Origin of the sequence: Mesorhizobium humile, from assembly GCF_033977215.1 — a bacterium.
GTDB classification, from domain to species: domain Bacteria; phylum Pseudomonadota; class Alphaproteobacteria; order Rhizobiales; family Rhizobiaceae; genus Mesorhizobium; species Mesorhizobium humile.
In genome coordinates this window covers 103,589-121,373 of record NZ_JAVIIV010000013.1, presented here as the reverse complement: position 1 = coordinate 121,373, position 17,785 = coordinate 103,589, and the positions used below count along the sequence as shown (strand labels likewise).

Below are 17,785 nucleotides of genomic sequence, written 5' to 3'. Positions count from 1 at the left end.
CATGCATCCTGCTTTCTCGGTCGTCTTCTTCACCACCGCCACCGGGGCAGGCTACGGCCTGCTGGCGCTGCTCGGCCTGCTTGGCGGGCTGGGGTTCATTCCCGCCGATTTCTGGCTCGGCCTTGTCGGCATGGCGCTGGCGTTCGGCTTGATCGTCGCCGGCCTGTTGTCGTCCACGGGCCATCTCGGCCGGCCCGAGCGCGCCTGGCGCGCCTTCTCGCAATGGCGCAGCGCCTGGCTGTCGCGCGAAGGCGTGGCGTCGGTCGTGACCTTCATCCCGGCTTGCATCTTCGGCATCGGCTGGGTGTTTCTCGGCAAGAGCGGCGGCTGGGTGGCGGTTGCCGGGCTGCTGGCGGCGGCAGGCGCGGTGACGACCGTTTGCACGACAGGCATGATCTACGCCTCGCTGAAGCCGATTGCGCAGTGGCACAGCCGCTATACTTTGCCGGCTTATCTTATTTTCGCCGGCATGACCGGAAGCGTTCTCACCAACGCCTTGCTTCAGGCGTTCAAGCAGGGCTCAACGGCGATGCTCATCGGCACTCTGCTTGCCACGCTCGCCGGCTGGGGCTGGAAGCTCACGACCTGGCGCTACAATGACCGGTTGGAAATCCCGACGACCGCCAACACGGCGACGGGCCTCGCCGGCGGCACCGTGCGTTCGATCGAGTGGCCGCACACGGAAGAAAACTATCTGCTCAAGGAAATGGGCTTCCGCATCGCCCGCAAGCATAGCGCCAAGCTGCGGCGGATCACACAGGCGATGGCCTTCGCCGCGCCCTCTGTCCTGCTTGCCGTCACGTTCGCCTTACCGTGGCCCTTCGCGGCGATTGTGTCGGTGGCCGCGGCTATCTCCCAGCTCGCCGGCATACTGGTCGAGCGCTGGCTGTTCTTCGCTGAGGCGAAGCATACGGTTATGCTGTACTATGGACGAGAGTAGCCTCTAACCCGGCCTTAACATCGAGCCCGAAATCGCGAAGATACGCTCGGCGCCCAGCATATAGGCCATCAGCGTTTCCAGCCGAAAAAGGCCGGCATAGGCGCGGTCGAGCACGTTGAGCGAGCCGGTATAGGCGCCGAAGGCCGGCATGATCATGCGGCCGCCGTCGCCGGCAAAGCAGCGCCGCCTGACCGAGCGGCCGCGCTGGACGATGCGGGCGCAAGGGTGGAGATGGCCGGCGATCTCACCCTCGACCCGCCGCTTCGATGGTTCATGGCGGAAGAGCAGCGAGCCTATGGCGAGTTCGCGCACCGTCTCGCCGGGCAGATCTGCGGGCGCTTCCGGATCATGGTTGCCGGCGACCCAGAACCAGTCGCGGCCGGCCATCATCGCTTCCAGCTGTTCGCGGAAGCTTTGATGCATCCGCTCGGCGCCGGCGCCGTCATGGAAGGAATCGCCCAGGCTGACGACGATCCGCGGCTGGTAATCTGCGATCACTGCCTGAAGCCGCAGCAAGGTCGCACCCGTATCATAAGGCGGGATCAGCGCGCCGCGCCTGGCGAAGGACGAACCTTTTTCGAGATGCAGGTCGGAGACCGCGAGCAGCCGCAGATCGGGGAAATAGAGGACGCCGCGCCGGTCGCAAACCGCGCGCTCGCCGGCGATGCCGACAAGGTCGACCTCGGCGATCAGCGTTGCGCGCGACAGTGAAAAATTCATCCCCTCTCGACTCTCTCTTTCAGTCCATCATCTCCGGCCCCATGGCCTCTTCGACAAGGGTGGCGGCATCCATCAACAGCGCCTCATCCGCCTCGCCGTTCACCGGCATCTTGCCGATTTCAAGCATGATCGGCACCGCAAGCGGCGATATCTGTTCGAGATTCTTATGCATGATTCGACCGCGGATGCGCGAGAGCATCTCGGCAAGTCTGCTGACATCGAGCAACCCGGTCGCGGCATCCGTACGAGTGGCCTGCAGCAGAATATGGTCGGGCTCATGACTGCGCAGCACGTCATAGATCAGGTCTGTCGAGACGGTAACCTGGCGACCGCTTTTTTCCTTGCCTGGGTGGCGCTTTTCGATCAGGCCCGAAATCAGCGCGCAGTTGCGGAAGGTACGCTTGAGCAGCCAGCTGTCGGCGAACCAGGCTTCGAGATCATCCCCAAGCATGTCCTGATCGAACAGCGTGGCCAGCGACGGTTTCCTGTGCTTGAACATCCAGCCCATGTCGGCCAACGACCAGATAGCCAGCGCATAATCGGTGGCGACAAAGCCGACCGGCTTCGCGCCGGCCCGGTCGAGCCGTCGCGTGAGCAGCATGCCAAGCGTCTGATGCGCCAGCCTGCCTTCGAACGGATAGGCGACGAGGTAATATCGGTTGCCGCGTGGAAAAGTCTCGATCAACAGGTCGTCGCGTTTCGGCAACACAGACTTCTCCGCCTGGAACCGCAGCCAATCCGCGACCTGCTCGGGCAGCTTCTTCCAGCGTTGCGGGTCGTCGAGCATGGCGCGAACCTGCTCGGCGAGATAGGTCGAAAGCGGAAATTTTCCGCCGCCGTAGTAGGGAACTTTCGCATCGCTGCCGGGCGCGTTCGAGACGAAGCACTCGTTCTCGCGGATGCCTTCGAAGCGCAGGATCTTGCCGGCGAACATGAAGGTGTCGCCGTGGGTCAAAGTCTCCAGAAACGCTTCCTCGATCTTTCCCAGCACCCTGCCGCCGCGCGAGGCTGCCCCCCTGCTGCCGGCCTGGACGTAACGAACGTTGAGCGCGGGCACTTCGATGATGGTGCCGACATTGAGCCTGTATTGCTGGGCGACAGCCGGATTTGAAACCCGCCAAAGGCCTTCCTTGTTCAAGCGGATACGGGCGTAGCGTTCGTAATTTCTCAGGGCGTAGCCGCCGGTGGCGACGAAGTCGATAACCCGGTCGAAGGTCGGCCTGTCCAGGGTGGCGTAAGGGGCGGCCGTCCTTACCTCTTCGAACAGCGCGTCGGCACGGAACGGCGCGCCGCAGGCGCAGCCGAGCACATGCTGGGCCAGCACGTCGAGCCCGCCATTGACCAAGGGCGGCGTGTCCTGCGCGCCGAGATAGTTGGCGTCCAGAGCCGCCCGGCATTCCAGCACCTCGAAACGGTTGGCCGGGATCAGGATCGCCTTCGACGGCTCATCCATGCGGTGATTGGCGCGGCCGATGCGCTGCGCCAGACGGCTGGCGCCTTTCGGCGCACCGACATGCACGACCAGGTCCACGTCGCCCCAGTCGATGCCGAGATCCAGCGTCGAGGTGGCGACGATGGCGCGCAACGCGTTTTCGCCCATGGCCTTCTCGACGCGGCGGCGCTGGGCGACGTCCAGCGAGCCGTGGTGGAGCGCAATCGGCAAAGTGTCTTCGTTGACGCGCCAAAGTTCCTGGAAAAGCAGCTCTGCCTGGCTGCGCGTGTTGACGAAGAGCAGCGTGGTCTTGTGCCGCTTGATCTCGCGGTAGATCTCAGGCGTGGCGTAGCGGGCCGAGTGCCCGGCCCAGGGCACCCGCTCTTCCGAATCGAGGATCGATATCTCGGGTTTGGCGCCGCCTGTGACGACAATCAGCTCGGACATCGCGCCGGGAGAGGCCTGACTGACCAGCCAGCGCCGCAATTCATCCGGCTCGGCCACGGTCGCCGACAGGCCTATGGTCTGCAGCCCGGGGACAAAGGCGCGCAAGCGCGCCAGGCCGAGCGCCAGCAGATGCCCGCGCTTCGAGGTGACAAGCGAATGCAGCTCGTCGAGCACGACGTAGCGCAGATCCTCGAAGAAGCGCCTTGCGTCGTTCGAGGCGATCAGCAGCGCGAGCTGCTCTGGCGTGGTGAGCAGGATGTCGGGCGGCGCCAGTTTCTGCCGCTGGCGCTTGTGCGAGGGCGTGTCGCCGGTGCGGGTCTCGATGGTGACAGGCAGGCCGATCTCCTCGACCGGCTTGCCGAGGTTGCGCTCGATGTCCACGGCCAGCGCTTTAAGCGGCGAGATGTAGAGCGTGTGGATGCCGCGATGCGCCTGGCCCGGTTTGCGCTTGGGTCGATTGGCCAGCTCGGTCAGCGATGGCAGGAAGCCGGCCAGCGTCTTGCCGGCGCCGGTCGGCGCGATCAGCAGCACCGATTGGCCGCTTTGAGCCTTGGCCAGCAGCTCGAGCTGATGGACGCGCGGCGACCAGCCCTTCTCGCCGAACCATTTGACGAATGGCTCGGGCAGCAGGACGGCGGCATTCTGTTCGGCAAGGCGCGGCTGCTCGGTCACCCGCAACAGGTAGCGCGGCGGCACGAAATCGCCAAGGAAAATCGGAACAAAAGGGGATCAGCGTTCCTTCTCCCCTTGTGGGGTCCGAAGGACGGGGCGAGACCCGTGGCTCGCCCCCGGGCGGTGGATCGGCGCGCAGCGCCGAGACGGATGAGGGGGTGTTCTAGCTTGGCGCCAAGCTTACCCCTCACCCGGATTGCCAGCCGATTTGCGAAGAGCAAATCGGGGCAATCCGACCTCTCCCACAGGGGGAGAGGTGAAGGCGCTACGGCCTCCTGAACCCCGTCGGGCCGCCATAGAGATAGCCGATGCGGTCGACCGCCTCTTTCAGGCCTTCGCGCGAGACCAGCATGGTGTGGCCGTTGGCGTGGATCATGTCCTTTTCGTCAGTCATAACAGCGACGTGGCCTTTCCAGAACACGAGGTCGCCGCGTTGAAGTCCGGCAAAGTCCGGACCCGGCTCGAACGGCGTGCCGATGCTCGCCTGCATGTCGGAGTCGCGCAGCACTCGCCTGCCGGCCATGCGCATCGCAAGCTGCACCAGCCCGGAGCAGTCGATGCCGAAGCCGGAGGCGCCGCCCCAGAGATAGGGCGTGCCGAGGAAGCTCTCGGCAACGGCGACGTAATCCTTTGCCGGTTCGGCGATCGGCCGCAGATGGCCGGCGACGATCGCCTGGCCGGAGGGCAGCAACGCATAATGCGTGCCGCGCGTTTCGGCCGAGCCGGTCACCGTCACGGTCGAGCCCATCGACAGCTGTCCACTTGTCGGAAAGCGCAGATCCGGTCCGGGATAGAGAAACGTGCGCGGCACGGAGACGATGTGGGTTGGCGCATGTTCGCGCTGACCAAGGAGATTGTCGGCCACATAGCCGACATAACCGTCGCTCTCGGCCTGCACCCAGGCCCAGCCTTCGGCATCCTCGAAGACCAGCACGTCGTCGCCAAACAACGCCTGGGTGTTCACTCCGGCATCGGGGCGCGGCGCCTTGCGCAGGTCGGCGACCGACGCTGTGATCCGGGCCGGGCGGCCGGTGACGAAGCGGTCGGCGGCGACCTCGCCCTTCAGCCTCGCATCGGCAAGGTCGGAGCGGAAGGCATGAAGGCGAGCATCCCTGGCGGTCAAATCGATAATCCAGTCAAATCAGCAATGAACTCAGATGGGGCGCCGAGATCAGATGGGAAGGTCGTGCGCCCTGGCGACGATACCATCGCCGAAGCGCTCGACAAAGAGCGCGCCTTCCACCGTGCGCCGGATCAGCACGTTGCGCTTGTCGAGCTCGTCGCGGTGGCGCGAGACCAGTTTCAGCGCGCCCATCGTATCCAGCGCCCGGGTGATGACCGGCTTGGTGACGTTGAGCTTGGCGGCCAGCCCGCGCACCGTGTGCGGCGGCGGATCGAGATAGATGGTGAACAAGATCGCCGTCTGGCGCATGGTCAGATCCGGCGCGCCGTCGCGCACCTGGGCCAGCATCACCTGCTGCCACAGTCGCAAGGCCTGGCTCGGGCGCATCGAAATCGACATGCGCCAAGCATGCCGGCAAATTGTTTCGGTTCCGTTTCAGTGGAGATTTGTTGGTTGGACCATGATCTTGTCCGAAAAACCGGTCCCCACTTTTTGCTACGCTGACCTGCGGTTCGGGATCATGGTCTAGCCGAAACGGCCGGCGATGACGCGCTCCAGCGCTCGAATGCCTTGCGCCTCGCCGCCGGTCAGGCCGTAGGGGCGGTCGACCGGGTTCCAGGCGAAGATGTCGAAATGCGCCCAGCTGTGCGTCTTCTCGACGAAGCGCTTGAGGAAAAGGGCCGCGGTGATCGATCCGGCAAAGCCGTCCGTCGTCACATTGTTGATGTCGGCGATCTTCGAGGAGAGCTTTGCATCGTAGGGGCGCCACAAAGGCATGCGCCAGAGCGGATCCTCGACCGCGACGGATGCCGCGGCCAGGTCCGCGGCAAGCGTCTCGTCGGCGGTGTAGAAAGGCGGCAAATCCGGCCCCAGCGCGACGCGGGCGGCGCCGGTCAGCGTCGCCATGTCGATCAGCAAAGCGGGCTGTTCCTCATCGGCCAGCGCCAGCGCGTCGGCCAGGACCAGCCTGCCTTCGGCGTCCGTGTTGCCGATCTCGACCGTGATGCCCTTGCGGCTCCTGAGCACGTCGCCGGGCCGGAAGGCATTGCCGGCGATCGAGTTCTCGACGGCGGGGATCAGCACGCGCAGCCGGACATTGAGTTTCGCCGCCATGATCATGGAGGCGAGGCCCAGCACATTGGCGGCGCCGCCCATGTCCTTCTTCATCAGAAGCATGCCCGAGGACGGCTTGATGTCGAGGCCGCCGGTATCGAAGCAGACGCCCTTGCCGACCAGCGTCACCTTCGGCGCATCGCCCGGCCCCCAGCTCATGTCTACCAGCCGCGGCGCGCCGGTCGAGGCCCGGCCAACCGCGTGGATCATCGGGAAATTCCGCGCCAGGAGATCGTCGCCATGGATCACTGAGATATCGGCGCCGTGGGCGGCCGCCAGTTTTCGGGCGGCTTCCTCCAGCTCGACCGGACCCAGGTCGCTGGTCGGCGTGTTGACGAGATCGCGTGCCAGGAACACGCTGTCGGCGACGCGGCGGACATGCGCGGCGTCGGCGCCTTCGGGCAGCGCAAAGCGCAAGGCCTTGCCTGGTTTCTTGCCGTAGCGTGTAAAGACATAGCCGCCCAACGCAAGCGCGAGCGCGGCGAGTTCGGGTTGCGCCAGGCTCGACGCGAAATGCCAGTCGCCTTCCGGCAACGCTCGTGCGAGCGCGCCGAGGCCAAGAACGCTTTCGCCGTCGCCTGTGCCGAACAGCGCGCCGGCAAGGCCGCCGCCCTCGCCCGGCAGGACCAGCGTGCGCCCCGCTTCGCCGGAAAAACCGTTGGCCCTCGCCCAAGCGATGGCGGACGGCGGCAAGGCCGCGGCTTCAAGGGCGCCCTTTGCCACCAGATAGACAGGCAAGGCGGCTTCCGGCTTCTGCTCAACGAGTTCGACAGGCATGCAATGATCTCCGGCCGAACAGCTGAGTCGGCGCTTCTTAACGGTCCGTTAGGGTTAACAGAATATTTCTGCGGGAGGGAAGACGGCCAGCCAATGGCCGCACAGGAATGGAGACCGGGCGCCGATGCCGACCAAAGCGTTGAACCTTACAGCCAAGCGTCTGATCACCACGGCCTTCATTGCGGCGCTGGCGGCCAGCGCGGCGGGTTGCGGCAGCACCAGCAAGTTCACCACCGGCTCCATCTCCCGCTCCGACAGCAGGCCGCTGGAAACGATGTCGTCCGGCGAATTGCGTACCGCCACGTCCAGGCTCGGCCAATCCTACGCCAGCAATCCGAACGACAAGCGCATCGCGATGAATTTCTCGGCGGCGCTGCAGATGGACGGCGATGCCGACCAGTCGCTGGCGGTGATGCGCAAGCTGGCGATCGCCTATCCCAAGGATCGCGAGGTCCTTGCGGCCTACGGCAAGGCGCTTGCCGCCAACGGCCAGTTCGCGCCGGCCCTCGATGCCGTGCGGCGCGCGCAGACGCCCGAATATCCAGACTGGAAGCTTGTCTCGGCGGAAGCCGCCATTCTCGACCAGATGGGACAGAAGGACGAAGCGCGGCAGGATTATCGCAAGGCGCTGGAACTGAAGCCGAACGAACCTTCGGTGCTGTCCAATCTCGGCATGTCCTATGTGCTCGAGGGCGACCTGCGCACGGCGGAAACCTATATGCGCTCGGCCGCGCAGCAGCCCGGCGCCGACAGCCGGGTGCGGCAGAACCTCGCGCTGGTCGTCGGCCTGCAGGGCCGCTTCGACGAGGCCGAGAAGATCGCCTCGCAGGAACTGTCGCCCGAGCAGGCGCAGGCCAACATCGCCTATCTGCGGCAGATGCTCGCCCAGCAGAATGCCTGGAGCCAGTTGAAGGACCAGGACAAGGGCAAGGCGAAAGTCGCCACGAACTGACGGACGCTGCCAAGCGCCGACCGCTTCGACAATGAAAAGCCGCGCGGACCCCGCGCGGCTTTTTTGATTGATGCTTACGGGCTCGCCTACTTGCTCGAGGAGCTGTGCTGGTCGCCGAAGATGCCGCGCTGGCTGACCTGGATGCCGGCCGGACCCAGGATGATGGCGAACAGAACCGGCAGGAAGAACAGGATCATCGGCACGGTGAGCTTCGGCGGAAGTGCCGCGGCCTTCTTCTCGGCGGCGTTCATGCGCATGTCGCGGCTTTCCGAGGCGAGCACGCGCAGCGCGTGCGCCACCGGCGTGCCGTAGCGTTCGGCCTGGACCAGGGCCTGCGACACCGACTTCACCGATTCCAGGCCGGTGCGGCTTGCCAGGTTCTCATAGGCGACCTTGCGTTCCTGCAGATAGGACAGCTCGGCGTTGGTGAGCACGAACTCCTCGGCGAGCGCCACCGACTGCGCGCCGATCTCGTCGGCAACCTTGCGCAGCGCCGCCTCCACCGACATGCCGGATTCGACACAGATCAGCATCAGGTCGAGCGCATCCGGCCACGCCTGCTGGATCGACTGCTTGCGCTTGGTCGCGCGGTTGTTGACGTAGAGGATCGGCGCGTAGAAGCCGCCATAGGCGACAACGACACAGACGAACAGCTTGATGAACGCCGGCTGCTGCGGCAGGCCGCCGAGCACGAACAGATAAACGGCCGCCAGGGCAAAACCGACAAATGGCAGGACGAGGCGGAAGAAGAGGAAGCGCGTCAACGGGTTCTGGCCGCGGAAGCCCGCGACCTTGAGCTTCTGGATCGTGCTTTCATCGGCGAGCGCGCGCCTGAGATCCAGGCGGTCGACGATGTTGCGCATGCCGATGGACTGTTCCTCGCGCAGGCCCTTGCGGCGGCGGTCGGCTTCGTTGGCAAGACGCTGGCGCTGCTCGGCGCGCAGTTTGTCGCGTTCGAGCGCCACGCTCTTCATGCGCGACTTGAGCGACGTGCCGCCGAACGCCGGCATGAGCGTGAAGACGGTCGCGAACACGGCGATGCCGACCAGCATCGCGATCAGGAAGGAAGGGTCGGTGAGTGTTTTGACGACTTGCTCTGTCACCGGATCCGCGCCCCTACACTTCGAAGTTCATCATCTTGCGCATCACCAGGATGCCGATCGACATCCACACACCCGAGCAGCCGAGGATCAGGTTGCCGACGTTGGTGGTGAACAGCGGCATGATGTAGTTCGGGCTCGACAAATAGACGAGGAAGGCGACGACGAAGGGCAAGGCGCCGATGATGACGGCGGACGCCTTGGCTTCCATCGACAGCGCCTGGACCTTGGCTTTCATCTTCTTGCGGTCGCGCAAGACGCGCGAAAGGTTGCCCAGCGCCTCGGACAGGTTGCCGCCGGCCTGCGACTGGATCTGGATGACGATGCCGAAGAAGCCGGCCTCGCTGCACGGCATGGTCTCGGAGATGCGCATGGCGGCGTCAGGCACCGACATGCCCATCTGCTGGGAATCGACGATGCGTCGGAATTCGGACCGGACCGGTTCGGGCGATTCGTTGGCGATCAGGCGGATCGCATCGTTGAGCGGCAGGCCGGACTTGACCGCGCGCACGATGATGTCGAGCGCGTTCGGGAACTCTTCCAGGAAGGCCTTGACGCGGCGTGTGCGGCGAAACGATACGAACCAGCGCGGCAGGCCGAGGCCGCCCGCCAGCAAGGCGCCGGGCAGAGCCCACAAAGGCGCGCCGATAAAAAAGAGAAGGGCCGTGAGCACGAGGCCGCAGACGGCGGAGTAGAGATAGAAACGTTCGAGCGAAACCTGCATGCCGGCCTGGCGGATCTGGGCCTTCAGCGGCGGTTTCTTGACGTTGCGGTCGTTGGTCTTCTGCTTCTCGTCGAGCTGCTTGAGGGAGTCCTGAAGATTTTTGCGCCGCTTGACCGCTTCCGCGGCGCGGTCGCGCGTGGCTTTCACCACCGAGCGGTCGGTTTCGGCCGTCTTGATGGTCTGAAGCCGCTTGCCGGCCTGCTTCTCGTTGTCGATGCGCGTGAACAGGAACGCATAGGCCACCGCGCCGGCGCTGAAGCCGGCGAGCACGATGAAAGCCAGTACGGTGGTGTCAATTCCGAACATCGACCGGGGCCCCTAGGCGGTTCGGCGTTTCAAAGAAACGACGAACCGCCCTATCTCCTTGTTTTGACGCAGTTCCGGACGGAAAGCCGCTTCACGCTTTTCCTGGAATTGCTTCCAACCACCAGATGCATCAGTCAGCGCGCTTCTCCATTGCCTCGAGCGCATTGGCGAGGCGCTGCTCCTCACCATAATAGCGGGCGCGGTCCCAGAAATGCGGGCGGCCGATGCCTGTCGACACATGTTCGCCGACCAGCCGGCCGCTCGAGTCCTCGCCCTTGATGTTGTAGAGGACGAGATCCTGGGTGATGATGACATCGCCTTCCATGCCGACCACCTCGGTGATGTGGGTGATGCGGCGCGAGCCATCGCGCAGGCGGGCCGCCTGGATGATCACGTCGATCGAGCCGACGATGATCTCGCGCACCGTGCGCTGCGGCAGTGTATAGCCGCCCATGGCGATCATCGATTCCATACGGTTGAGGCATTCGCGCGGGCTATTGGAGTGGATCGTTCCCATCGAGCCGTCGTGACCGGTATTCATCGCCTGCAGCAGGTCGAACACTTCCGGTCCGCGCACTTCGCCGACGATGATCCGCTCCGGACGCATGCGCAGGCAGTTCTTGACCAGGTCGCGCATGGTCACCTCGCCCTCGCCCTCGAGATTGGGCGGCCGGGTTTCGAGACGGACCACGTGCGGCTGCTGCAGCTGCAGTTCCGCCGAATCCTCGCAGGTGATGACGCGCTCCTCGCGGTCGATATAGTTGGTCAGGCAGTTGAGCAGCGTCGTCTTGCCGGAGCCGGTGCCGCCCGAAATGACGATATTGCAGCGGACGCGGCCTATGATCTTGAGGACTTCCGCGCCTTGCGGCGAGATGGCGCCGAACTTGACCAGCTGGTCCAGCGTCAGCTTGTCCTTCTTGAATTTGCGGATGGTGAGCGCGGCGCCGTCGATCGACAGCGGTGGCGCGATGACGTTGACGCGCGAGCCGTCGGGCAGGCGCGCATCGCAGATCGGGCTCGATTCGTCGACGCGGCGGCCGACCTGGCTGACGATGCGCTGGCAGATGTTGAGCAGCTGCTGGTTGTCGCGGAAACGGATGCCGGTCTGTTCGACCTTGCCATTGACTTCGATGTAGACGTTCTTGGAGCCGTTGACCATGATGTCGGCTATGTCGTCGCGGGCAAGCAACGGCTCCAGCGGTCCATAGCCCAGAACGTCGTTGCAGATGTCCTCGAGCAGCTCTTCCTGCTCGGAGATGGACATCGCGAAGTTCTTGATCGCAATGATGTCGTTGACGATGTCGCGGATTTCCTCGCGCGCGCTCTCGGGATCGAGCTTGGCGAGCTGCGACAGGTCGATCGTATCGATGAGCGCCGAAAACACCTGGCTCTTGGTGTCGTAATAGGTCTCCGAGCGCTCGCGCTGGACCCTTCTTGCCGGCTCCGGCGCCATGGGCGGCGCCTCGACGGGCCGGCGCGCCGGCGGCGCGGCCGGCGTGCTGGACGGCGGCGCGGCCGGTCGTTCGGCCGTCATCGTCGCCGTTGGAGCGGCGGCGGGAGCAGCGGATGCCGGCGGACGGAATTCGGGCGCTGCCCGGCTGCCGTCGTCTTTGCCTCTTTTACCAAACATGATCGACTACCCGATGCCGCTCAATCAGCGTCACTTCTTGTTGCGCGAGAGCTTGCCGAGGATCGAGCCCAGGCCTGCCTTCTTCCTTGCCTTGATTTCACTGCGTCCGGTCAGCACATGCGCTACTTCGTTGATGGTGGCGACGACCGGGCTCTTGGCGTCCATCTCGCTCAGCATGCGGCCGTTGTTGGCGGCATTGCCGAACAGCAGCGGTTCGAAGTTGATCACGGCCATCGGCGTGATGCCGAGCGGTTCGGCGAAATCGGAAGCCGCGATCTCGGGCCGTTTCGGCACGCCCGCCTGGTTGATGATCAGCTTCGGCGGCGGATCGTTCGGACGCAGCCGCTTCAGCATATCCACCATGTTCTTGGTGTTGCGGAGATTTGCCAGCTCGGGCGTGGCCGTGATGACGATCTCGTCCGCCTTGATCAGCGTGCTCTTCGTCCACCCGCTCCAGACGTGCGGGATATCGAGGACCAGCAGCGGCGCGCTACGCTGCGCCGTCTCTATGATCTGCGAGAAGGCCTCCGGATCGAAATCATAGACGCGCTCGAGCGTGGAGGGCGCCGCGAGCAGCGACAGATGCTCGGCGCATTGCGCGAGCAGGCGGTCGAGATAGACCTCGTCGACCCGCTCGGGCGAAAACACCGCCTCGGCGATGCCTTGCGCCGGATCCTGGTCGAAATTGATGTTGGCAGTGCCGAAGGCGAGATCGAGATCGGCGATGACGACCTCGGACTTGAACAGGGACGACATCGCCCAGGCGACATTGTGAGCGATGGTCGACGAGCCGACGCCGCCCTTGGCGCCGATGAACGCGATCGACCGGCCGATCGGCTCCGATTCCGGATCGACGAAGATTGACGACACGACGCTGACGATGTCGGTCATTGAGACCGGCGCGATGACATACTCGGAAATGCCTGACCGGATAAGCTCCCGGTATAGCCCGACATCATTGTAGTGGCCGATGACCACGACCTTGGAGGACGGATCGCAATATTCCGCGAGCTGGCCGAGTTGTTCGAGCAACTGCTGCGGCTCGCTGCGCGATTCCAGCAGGATCAGGTTCGGTGTCGGCGCGGACTGGTAGAACTCGATCGCGGTCGGGACACCGCCCATATGGACCTTGAGATGGGCCTTGGCCATCCGCCGATCCTCGCCGGCGCGCGCGACGGGATTGGCGACCCCCTCGGTCTCGCAGAAGGCCTGGATCGAAATGCGCGGCACGGGACGCAGCGCCTGCATGGCGGCGATGTCCTGCTGCGAAAGTTCGCCGGTTTCCGCGGGCGTGTCGTAGGCAAGATTGCTCATCGTCATGCTCTTTCCGTGACTGCTCTCTTCGTCGTCCGGCGCGGCTCAGTAGGTTACTTCTGAATTGCTGAGAAACTCCTCGGAGATACCCCTCTCGCGGTACTTGTCGATCACCGCGCCGCGATTTTCGGCGTCGATGTCGGACTGCTTGCGCGGTCCGATCAGATCGTTGGGATTGGCCACCTGGGCCGCGAGGTTGTTCTGATAGGAGCAGCCGAAGTCGGCATAGTGCTTGTTCTCCGACGTCTCCGTCAGATCATCTGGCCAACGTCCGCATTTGTCGGTCTGGGCCCGCACCGCGACGAAAGCGACACGCACCGGCGCGGACGCCTCGGGCACAGCCGACTGATAGGATGTCATCACGATGCGGTTGCGCTTGACGCCCGCCGCCATGGCGAGCCTGGCGAAATCGCGGCCGGCGGCCCGGGCGGCAACCTCGTTGGCGGACCCGGCCGGCATCGCGATCGTCAGCGCCGGCGCGGCGCTCTTGTCGTAGCCGTCGAGAAAACCGAGCAGCGTATCGCGCTGTGCGCCGGTCATGCCGCGATCGCCGGCGCCGACCGGCAGGTCGATCTTCTGGTTCTTCTCGGCGATGACGATCGGATGGGTCGTGCGGTAATCGTCCGGTATCGAGCCGACCGTGACACTGTCGCGGTGCCAGTTGGCGCAGCCTGCGAGCGATGCCGCAAGCATGACCGCCAGTGCCGGGACCACCTGCCGACGGATCCTTGCGATACCGGATGCTGTCCGGACCGTCATGACCTTCGATGCTGACTTGGACATATCCGCATTCCCACTCATTTGTAGATGAAGCCAACGACGCCGTGATAGCGGCCCGGCGGTCTATCGGTCTGCATGGTGCCGTAGACGCGGTTGACGCGGCCGAGGAACATGCCGGCGCCATCGCTCGGCGCATTGAAGTTGTCGTCCGGCTTGGCCAGGTCGTTGCGCGCCACCGGCCGCGACAGATAGGGCGTGATGATGATGACGAGCTCGCTCTCGTTGCGCACGAAATCCTTGCTGCGAAAGAGCGTGCCAAGCACGGGGATCTTGGTCAGGCCGGGTAATCCAGTGACAGCTTGCCTGATATCGTCTCGCACCAGGCCTGCTATCATCATCGAACCACCGGATGGCAGTTCCACCGTCGTATCGGCCAGGCGCTTGCGAAGCGACAAAGCGTTCATGCCGATGTTCCTATTGTCCGTGGATGCCGACGCGGATCCTTCTGTTGTCGGTTCGGAAACCGAGGTTCTGACTTTCAGGCTTATGCGACCCGGCGACAGAACCACCGGCTGGAATTCCAGGCCGATGCCGTACTCGATCTTGGAGATCGAGTAGTTCTGCAGACCAGTCTGATTGCTGTTGGAGACGTTGGCGGAAACACTGGTCACCATATTGTATTCGCCGCCGACCTTGAAGGTCGCCTTTTCACCTGACACGGCGGTCAAGGTCGGCTCGGCCAGAGTCTTCATGACCCCCGACTGCTCCATTGCGTTGATATAAGACTGCAGCCCTGACGAACTAATACCGACGCCCGCATTAGACAGCGGTTTGCCAAGACCCATGTAAGGATCGCTGAGCGCGCCCCACGAAATGCCGTTGCTGGCACCGCTGGCGAGCATATTGACGCCGAGCTGCTTCATCACCGAGCGGCTGACTTCGGCGACGGTGACCTTGAGCGTCACCTGATCGTCTCCGACGATCTGCAAGAGGTTGACGATCTTGGAGGTCCGGCGCTCCTGGTCGGGGTTGTTGATGTCGACGCCGCCATTGACCGAGCCGCCGGCGGCGGTCTGCGAATATTGACCCGTCGTCGCTTCACCGCCGGACACGAAGATGGTCGCCAGGTCGACGGCGCGCTTGGAATCGAGAGGCGTGTCGACCATGCCCGTCAGGACGACGTTGTCGTTGAGAAGCTCGACCTTGATCTGCGAGGACGGGATGAAGCGCTTCAGATAGTCCTCCAGCCCGGCGACGTCGCGCTCGACGGCCAGATCCAGGCTGACGATCTGCTCGCCATTGGGGCCGAAAACGAAGATGTTGGTTTCGCCGACCGCCTTGCCAAACAGGTAGATGCGCCGCGCTGTGCGGGTCACGGCATCGGCAACCGCCGGATTGGCGACGAGGATATCATAGGCGTCGTTAGGCAGGTCGATGACCACTGATTTATTGAGGCCGAGCTTGACGCGCTGCGTGGCGATGGAAGCCGACACGCCGGCACTCGCGGCCTTGGCTTCGACCAGTCCCGGGGCGCTGGTGCCGAGCAGGAAAAAACCGATCGCCGCGGCGGCCAGGGAGGGCAGCAGTTTACCGTTTAGCCTCATTTCCTTGCTCCCACCTCGGAAACCTCACCGGACTTGATCAGCCGTACTGTTCCGCGCCGGCCGCTGCCGTTGACCAGATAGTCGGCCTCGTCCGTACTCTTTTCATGGATGTCGGTGATCGGACGCAGCGCCAGTGTGAGCCGGTCCGCCATCTGCTGCGCCACGGTGATGATCTCGGCCTGCTGCGGCGTCAGTTCCAGCGTCGCGGTCTGGCCGACCCTGGTCTTCTTGCCTTCCTCGTCTTCCTGGATGGTCTGGTCGATGGCCAGCACGCGGATGTTCTTGAGGATGGTCGAGGTGTTGAAGCCGGTGCCGCCGTTGCCTGTGTCGGCACGGCGGGTCATGATGACGTCGACGAAGTCGTTGGGCAGGATGAAGCCGCCGGCGGACGTGTCGGCCGATATCGCGGTGGCGACAGCGCGCATCCCTGAAGGCAGGATCGACGACATGAAGCTCTGCCCCTCGCCGACCAGCTTGGAGCGGCGCAGCGGCTCGCCGGTGTACATTGCGACGCGCGCTACCGAGCCCTTTAGCTTTTCGATCGCGTCAGGTTCGGCGGCGCGCGTGATGAAATTGGCGTTGACGCCATCGGCCGGCCATTGTTCCCAGCTGATGTTGGTGCCGAGCTGGCTGCCCATCGCCACGTCGCCGGAAAGCACCAGCACATCCTGCAATGCGATTGCCGGCTGCTTGGGCGCATCGACGACGACCTGAGGCGGCGGCGCCACGACCATGTTTTTCGCGACATAGCCCGCGCCACCCGCCGCGACCGCAGCCACGCCCAGAATAATCAATCGGGATGCTGGCATTCGTCCGATACCCTTCGCCTCAAGGCAAACCACCTCGCAAGGCCGGACTTTGCAGCCGCAATCGTCAAAACAAGGTTAATGCAATGCTTACGATCGTGATTAATTTAAGGTTTACTCAAATTCGATTGAACGGCCCCGCCGTTAACGAAAAAGGCGGCCAGGCCGCCTTTGTTTTGATGGTTGCCTCAGAACCGCAGCGCACGCACTTGTGGGCGACATGCATCAGGTTGTGAGCCTCTCCAGCGCCCAGACCATCAGCGGCGAATCCGGGAAAGTGATCAGCCCACCCGCGCCAAGCGCGATGCCATAGGGAATGCCAACGCTCTGGTCTGCGAAATGGCGCAGAAGTCGGTTGTGGCCGGTGTACATGGCGAGCGGCGATTTCCGGTAAACCAGGATTGCGAGGGTAAGCAGCCCGCCGATGAAAGCCGACGTCACCAGATAGCCGATCAGGTTGATGTTGAGGCCCATCCATAGAGCGGTCGCGGCGAGAAGCTTGGCGTCGCCGCCGCCCATGCCGCCGAGCGCAAAGAGGCCGAACGTCACCGCAAGCACGAGGGCGCCTGCAGCGAAGTGCCAGCCATAGGTTGTCCAGTCCATACCGGTGAGCGGCGCGACAAGCGCGAATGTCGCCACCAACAGCACCGGAACACGGTTGGCGATCGTCATCGACAAGGCGTCAGAGACCGCCGCGAACAGCATGCAGAACGGAAAGACGACGAAGATCACGGCTTCAAGCATCGATGCGGCGCGCCCATGGCAGTTTCCAGCGGCATCCTAGGCGCGCCGGATTAACGATCGATGAGGCCGGCCGATCAAAATCGGCCGACCACATGAAAAAGGGCCGCCAGCCGGCGGCCCTTTTTCTGTGTGTCGAAAAGGCGCGATACGCGGCCTTATTACGGAGCCGCGCTGTTGAGGGTAGCGGCGATGTTGGCGAACTTGGCGTTCAGCGCGCTGCCGAGCGAGGTAGCGCCGACCATGATGGCGAGCGCGATGAGAGCGGCGATCAGACCGTATTCGATGGCGGTCGCGCCGGATTCGTCCTTCACGAAACGTGCAATGAGATTAGACATGCGAGAGCTCCTACTCCACGTGTTACAGCACTTCCGTCAACTTCTCTTCGCGGTTGATCGGATGCTGCAAATCTAGGGAGAAGCCGTTTCGATCGGCTTAATAAACAGCCTTACCGATTCCTTTCCGGTGGCGAACGCATTGTGTGGTTAACCGCGGGCTAAACATCGCCAACCAGCTCGGGACCCGGGGAAACCGGCGCTTGTGCAATATTCCTAAAACAGTAAGCGCCATCGGCGCATGACGCGCCAGGCGAGCCGATCCTTAATCATGGCCGGGCCCGGCTTAACCGTTGGTTCACCAATCTCGTTCATGTTCCGTTGAAGAA

At 63.9% G+C, this 17,785-nt stretch carries 16 protein-coding genes; 2 read left to right on the top strand and 14 right to left on the bottom strand.

The features are described 5' to 3' along the window. The first annotated feature begins 1 nt into the window (after position 1). A complete protein-coding gene (locus tag RFM52_RS20065) occupies positions 2–940 on the top strand; it encodes a dimethyl sulfoxide reductase anchor subunit family protein (RefSeq protein ID WP_320297699.1) in 939 nt (312 codons plus the stop codon). A 3-nt stretch (positions 941–943) separates the two neighbouring features. On the opposite strand, the gene pdeM is transcribed toward RFM52_RS20065, so the two are convergent. The 5 genes from pdeM to RFM52_RS20040 all read right to left on the bottom strand — a co-directional run bounded on the left by pdeM (position 944) and on the right by RFM52_RS20040 (position 7,224). Beyond that, a complete protein-coding gene (gene pdeM, locus RFM52_RS20060) occupies positions 944–1,660 on the bottom strand; it encodes a ligase-associated DNA damage response endonuclease PdeM (RefSeq protein ID WP_320297700.1) in 717 nt (238 codons plus the stop codon). A gap of 19 nt (positions 1,661–1,679) precedes the next feature. Beyond that, entirely contained in the window at positions 1,680–4,211 is a 2,532-nt protein-coding gene (locus tag RFM52_RS20055) for a ligase-associated DNA damage response DEXH box helicase (RefSeq protein ID WP_320297806.1), read from the bottom strand. A 265-nt stretch (positions 4,212–4,476) separates the two neighbouring features. Further along, the gene (locus tag RFM52_RS20050; protein ID WP_320297701.1) at positions 4,477–5,334 is read right to left on the bottom strand and encodes a C40 family peptidase; all 858 of its coding nucleotides are present in this window, start codon (positions 5,332–5,334) and stop codon (positions 4,477–4,479) included. A gap of 48 nt (positions 5,335–5,382) precedes the next feature. Continuing rightward, a complete protein-coding gene (locus tag RFM52_RS20045; protein WP_320297702.1) occupies positions 5,383–5,733 on the bottom strand; it encodes a MarR family winged helix-turn-helix transcriptional regulator in 351 nt (116 codons plus the stop codon). Between the two features lie 126 nt (positions 5,734–5,859). After that, a complete protein-coding gene (locus RFM52_RS20040; protein WP_320297703.1) occupies positions 5,860–7,224 on the bottom strand; it encodes a leucyl aminopeptidase family protein in 1,365 nt (454 codons plus the stop codon). A gap of 124 nt (positions 7,225–7,348) precedes the next feature. On the opposite strand from RFM52_RS20040, the gene RFM52_RS20035 reads away from it, so the two are divergent. Further along, positions 7,349–8,176: a tetratricopeptide repeat protein gene (locus RFM52_RS20035; RefSeq protein WP_320297704.1), complete on the top strand. Its 828-nt coding sequence runs from the start codon at positions 7,349–7,351 to the stop codon at positions 8,174–8,176. Between the two features lie 86 nt (positions 8,177–8,262). Here the strand turns inward: RFM52_RS20035 and RFM52_RS20030 are convergent, their stop codons facing one another. From RFM52_RS20030 to RFM52_RS19990, 9 genes are all read right to left on the bottom strand, one after another. Further along, entirely contained in the window at positions 8,263–9,279 is a 1,017-nt protein-coding gene (locus RFM52_RS20030) for a type II secretion system F family protein (RefSeq protein ID WP_320297705.1), read from the bottom strand. A 13-nt stretch (positions 9,280–9,292) separates the two neighbouring features. Continuing rightward, entirely contained in the window at positions 9,293–10,306 is a 1,014-nt protein-coding gene (locus tag RFM52_RS20025; protein ID WP_320297706.1) for a type II secretion system F family protein, read from the bottom strand. 130 nt (positions 10,307–10,436) lie between these two features. Then, positions 10,437–11,936, bottom strand: a complete 1,500-nt coding sequence (locus RFM52_RS20020) for a TadA family conjugal transfer-associated ATPase (protein WP_320297707.1) — start codon at positions 11,934–11,936, stop codon at positions 10,437–10,439. 30 nt (positions 11,937–11,966) lie between these two features. Further along, entirely contained in the window at positions 11,967–13,250 is a 1,284-nt protein-coding gene (locus RFM52_RS20015) for a CpaE/TadZ family protein (protein WP_320297708.1), read from the bottom strand. A gap of 45 nt (positions 13,251–13,295) precedes the next feature. Beyond that, positions 13,296–14,033, bottom strand: a complete 738-nt coding sequence (locus RFM52_RS20010; protein ID WP_320297709.1) for a CpaD family pilus assembly protein — start codon at positions 14,031–14,033, stop codon at positions 13,296–13,298. A 14-nt stretch (positions 14,034–14,047) separates the two neighbouring features. After that, positions 14,048–15,574, bottom strand: coding sequence for a type II and III secretion system protein family protein (locus RFM52_RS20005; RefSeq protein WP_320297710.1), 1,527 nt, complete (start codon positions 15,572–15,574; stop codon positions 14,048–14,050). After that, positions 15,571–16,383: a Flp pilus assembly protein CpaB gene (gene cpaB, locus RFM52_RS20000; protein WP_320297711.1), complete on the bottom strand. Its 813-nt coding sequence runs from the start codon at positions 16,381–16,383 to the stop codon at positions 15,571–15,573. Before cpaB ends, RFM52_RS20005 begins: the two co-directional genes overlap by 4 nt. A gap of 222 nt (positions 16,384–16,605) precedes the next feature. Beyond that, complete coding sequence (locus RFM52_RS19995; RefSeq protein WP_320297712.1) at positions 16,606–17,124, bottom strand: A24 family peptidase; 519 nt, start codon at positions 17,122–17,124, stop codon at positions 16,606–16,608. Between the two features lie 158 nt (positions 17,125–17,282). Further along, positions 17,283–17,459 carry a Flp family type IVb pilin gene (locus tag RFM52_RS19990; protein ID WP_320297713.1) on the bottom strand — a complete coding sequence of 59 codons (177 nt, stop codon included), beginning with the start codon at positions 17,457–17,459 and terminating at the stop codon, positions 17,283–17,285. Between the last annotated feature and the right edge of the window lie 326 nt (positions 17,460–17,785).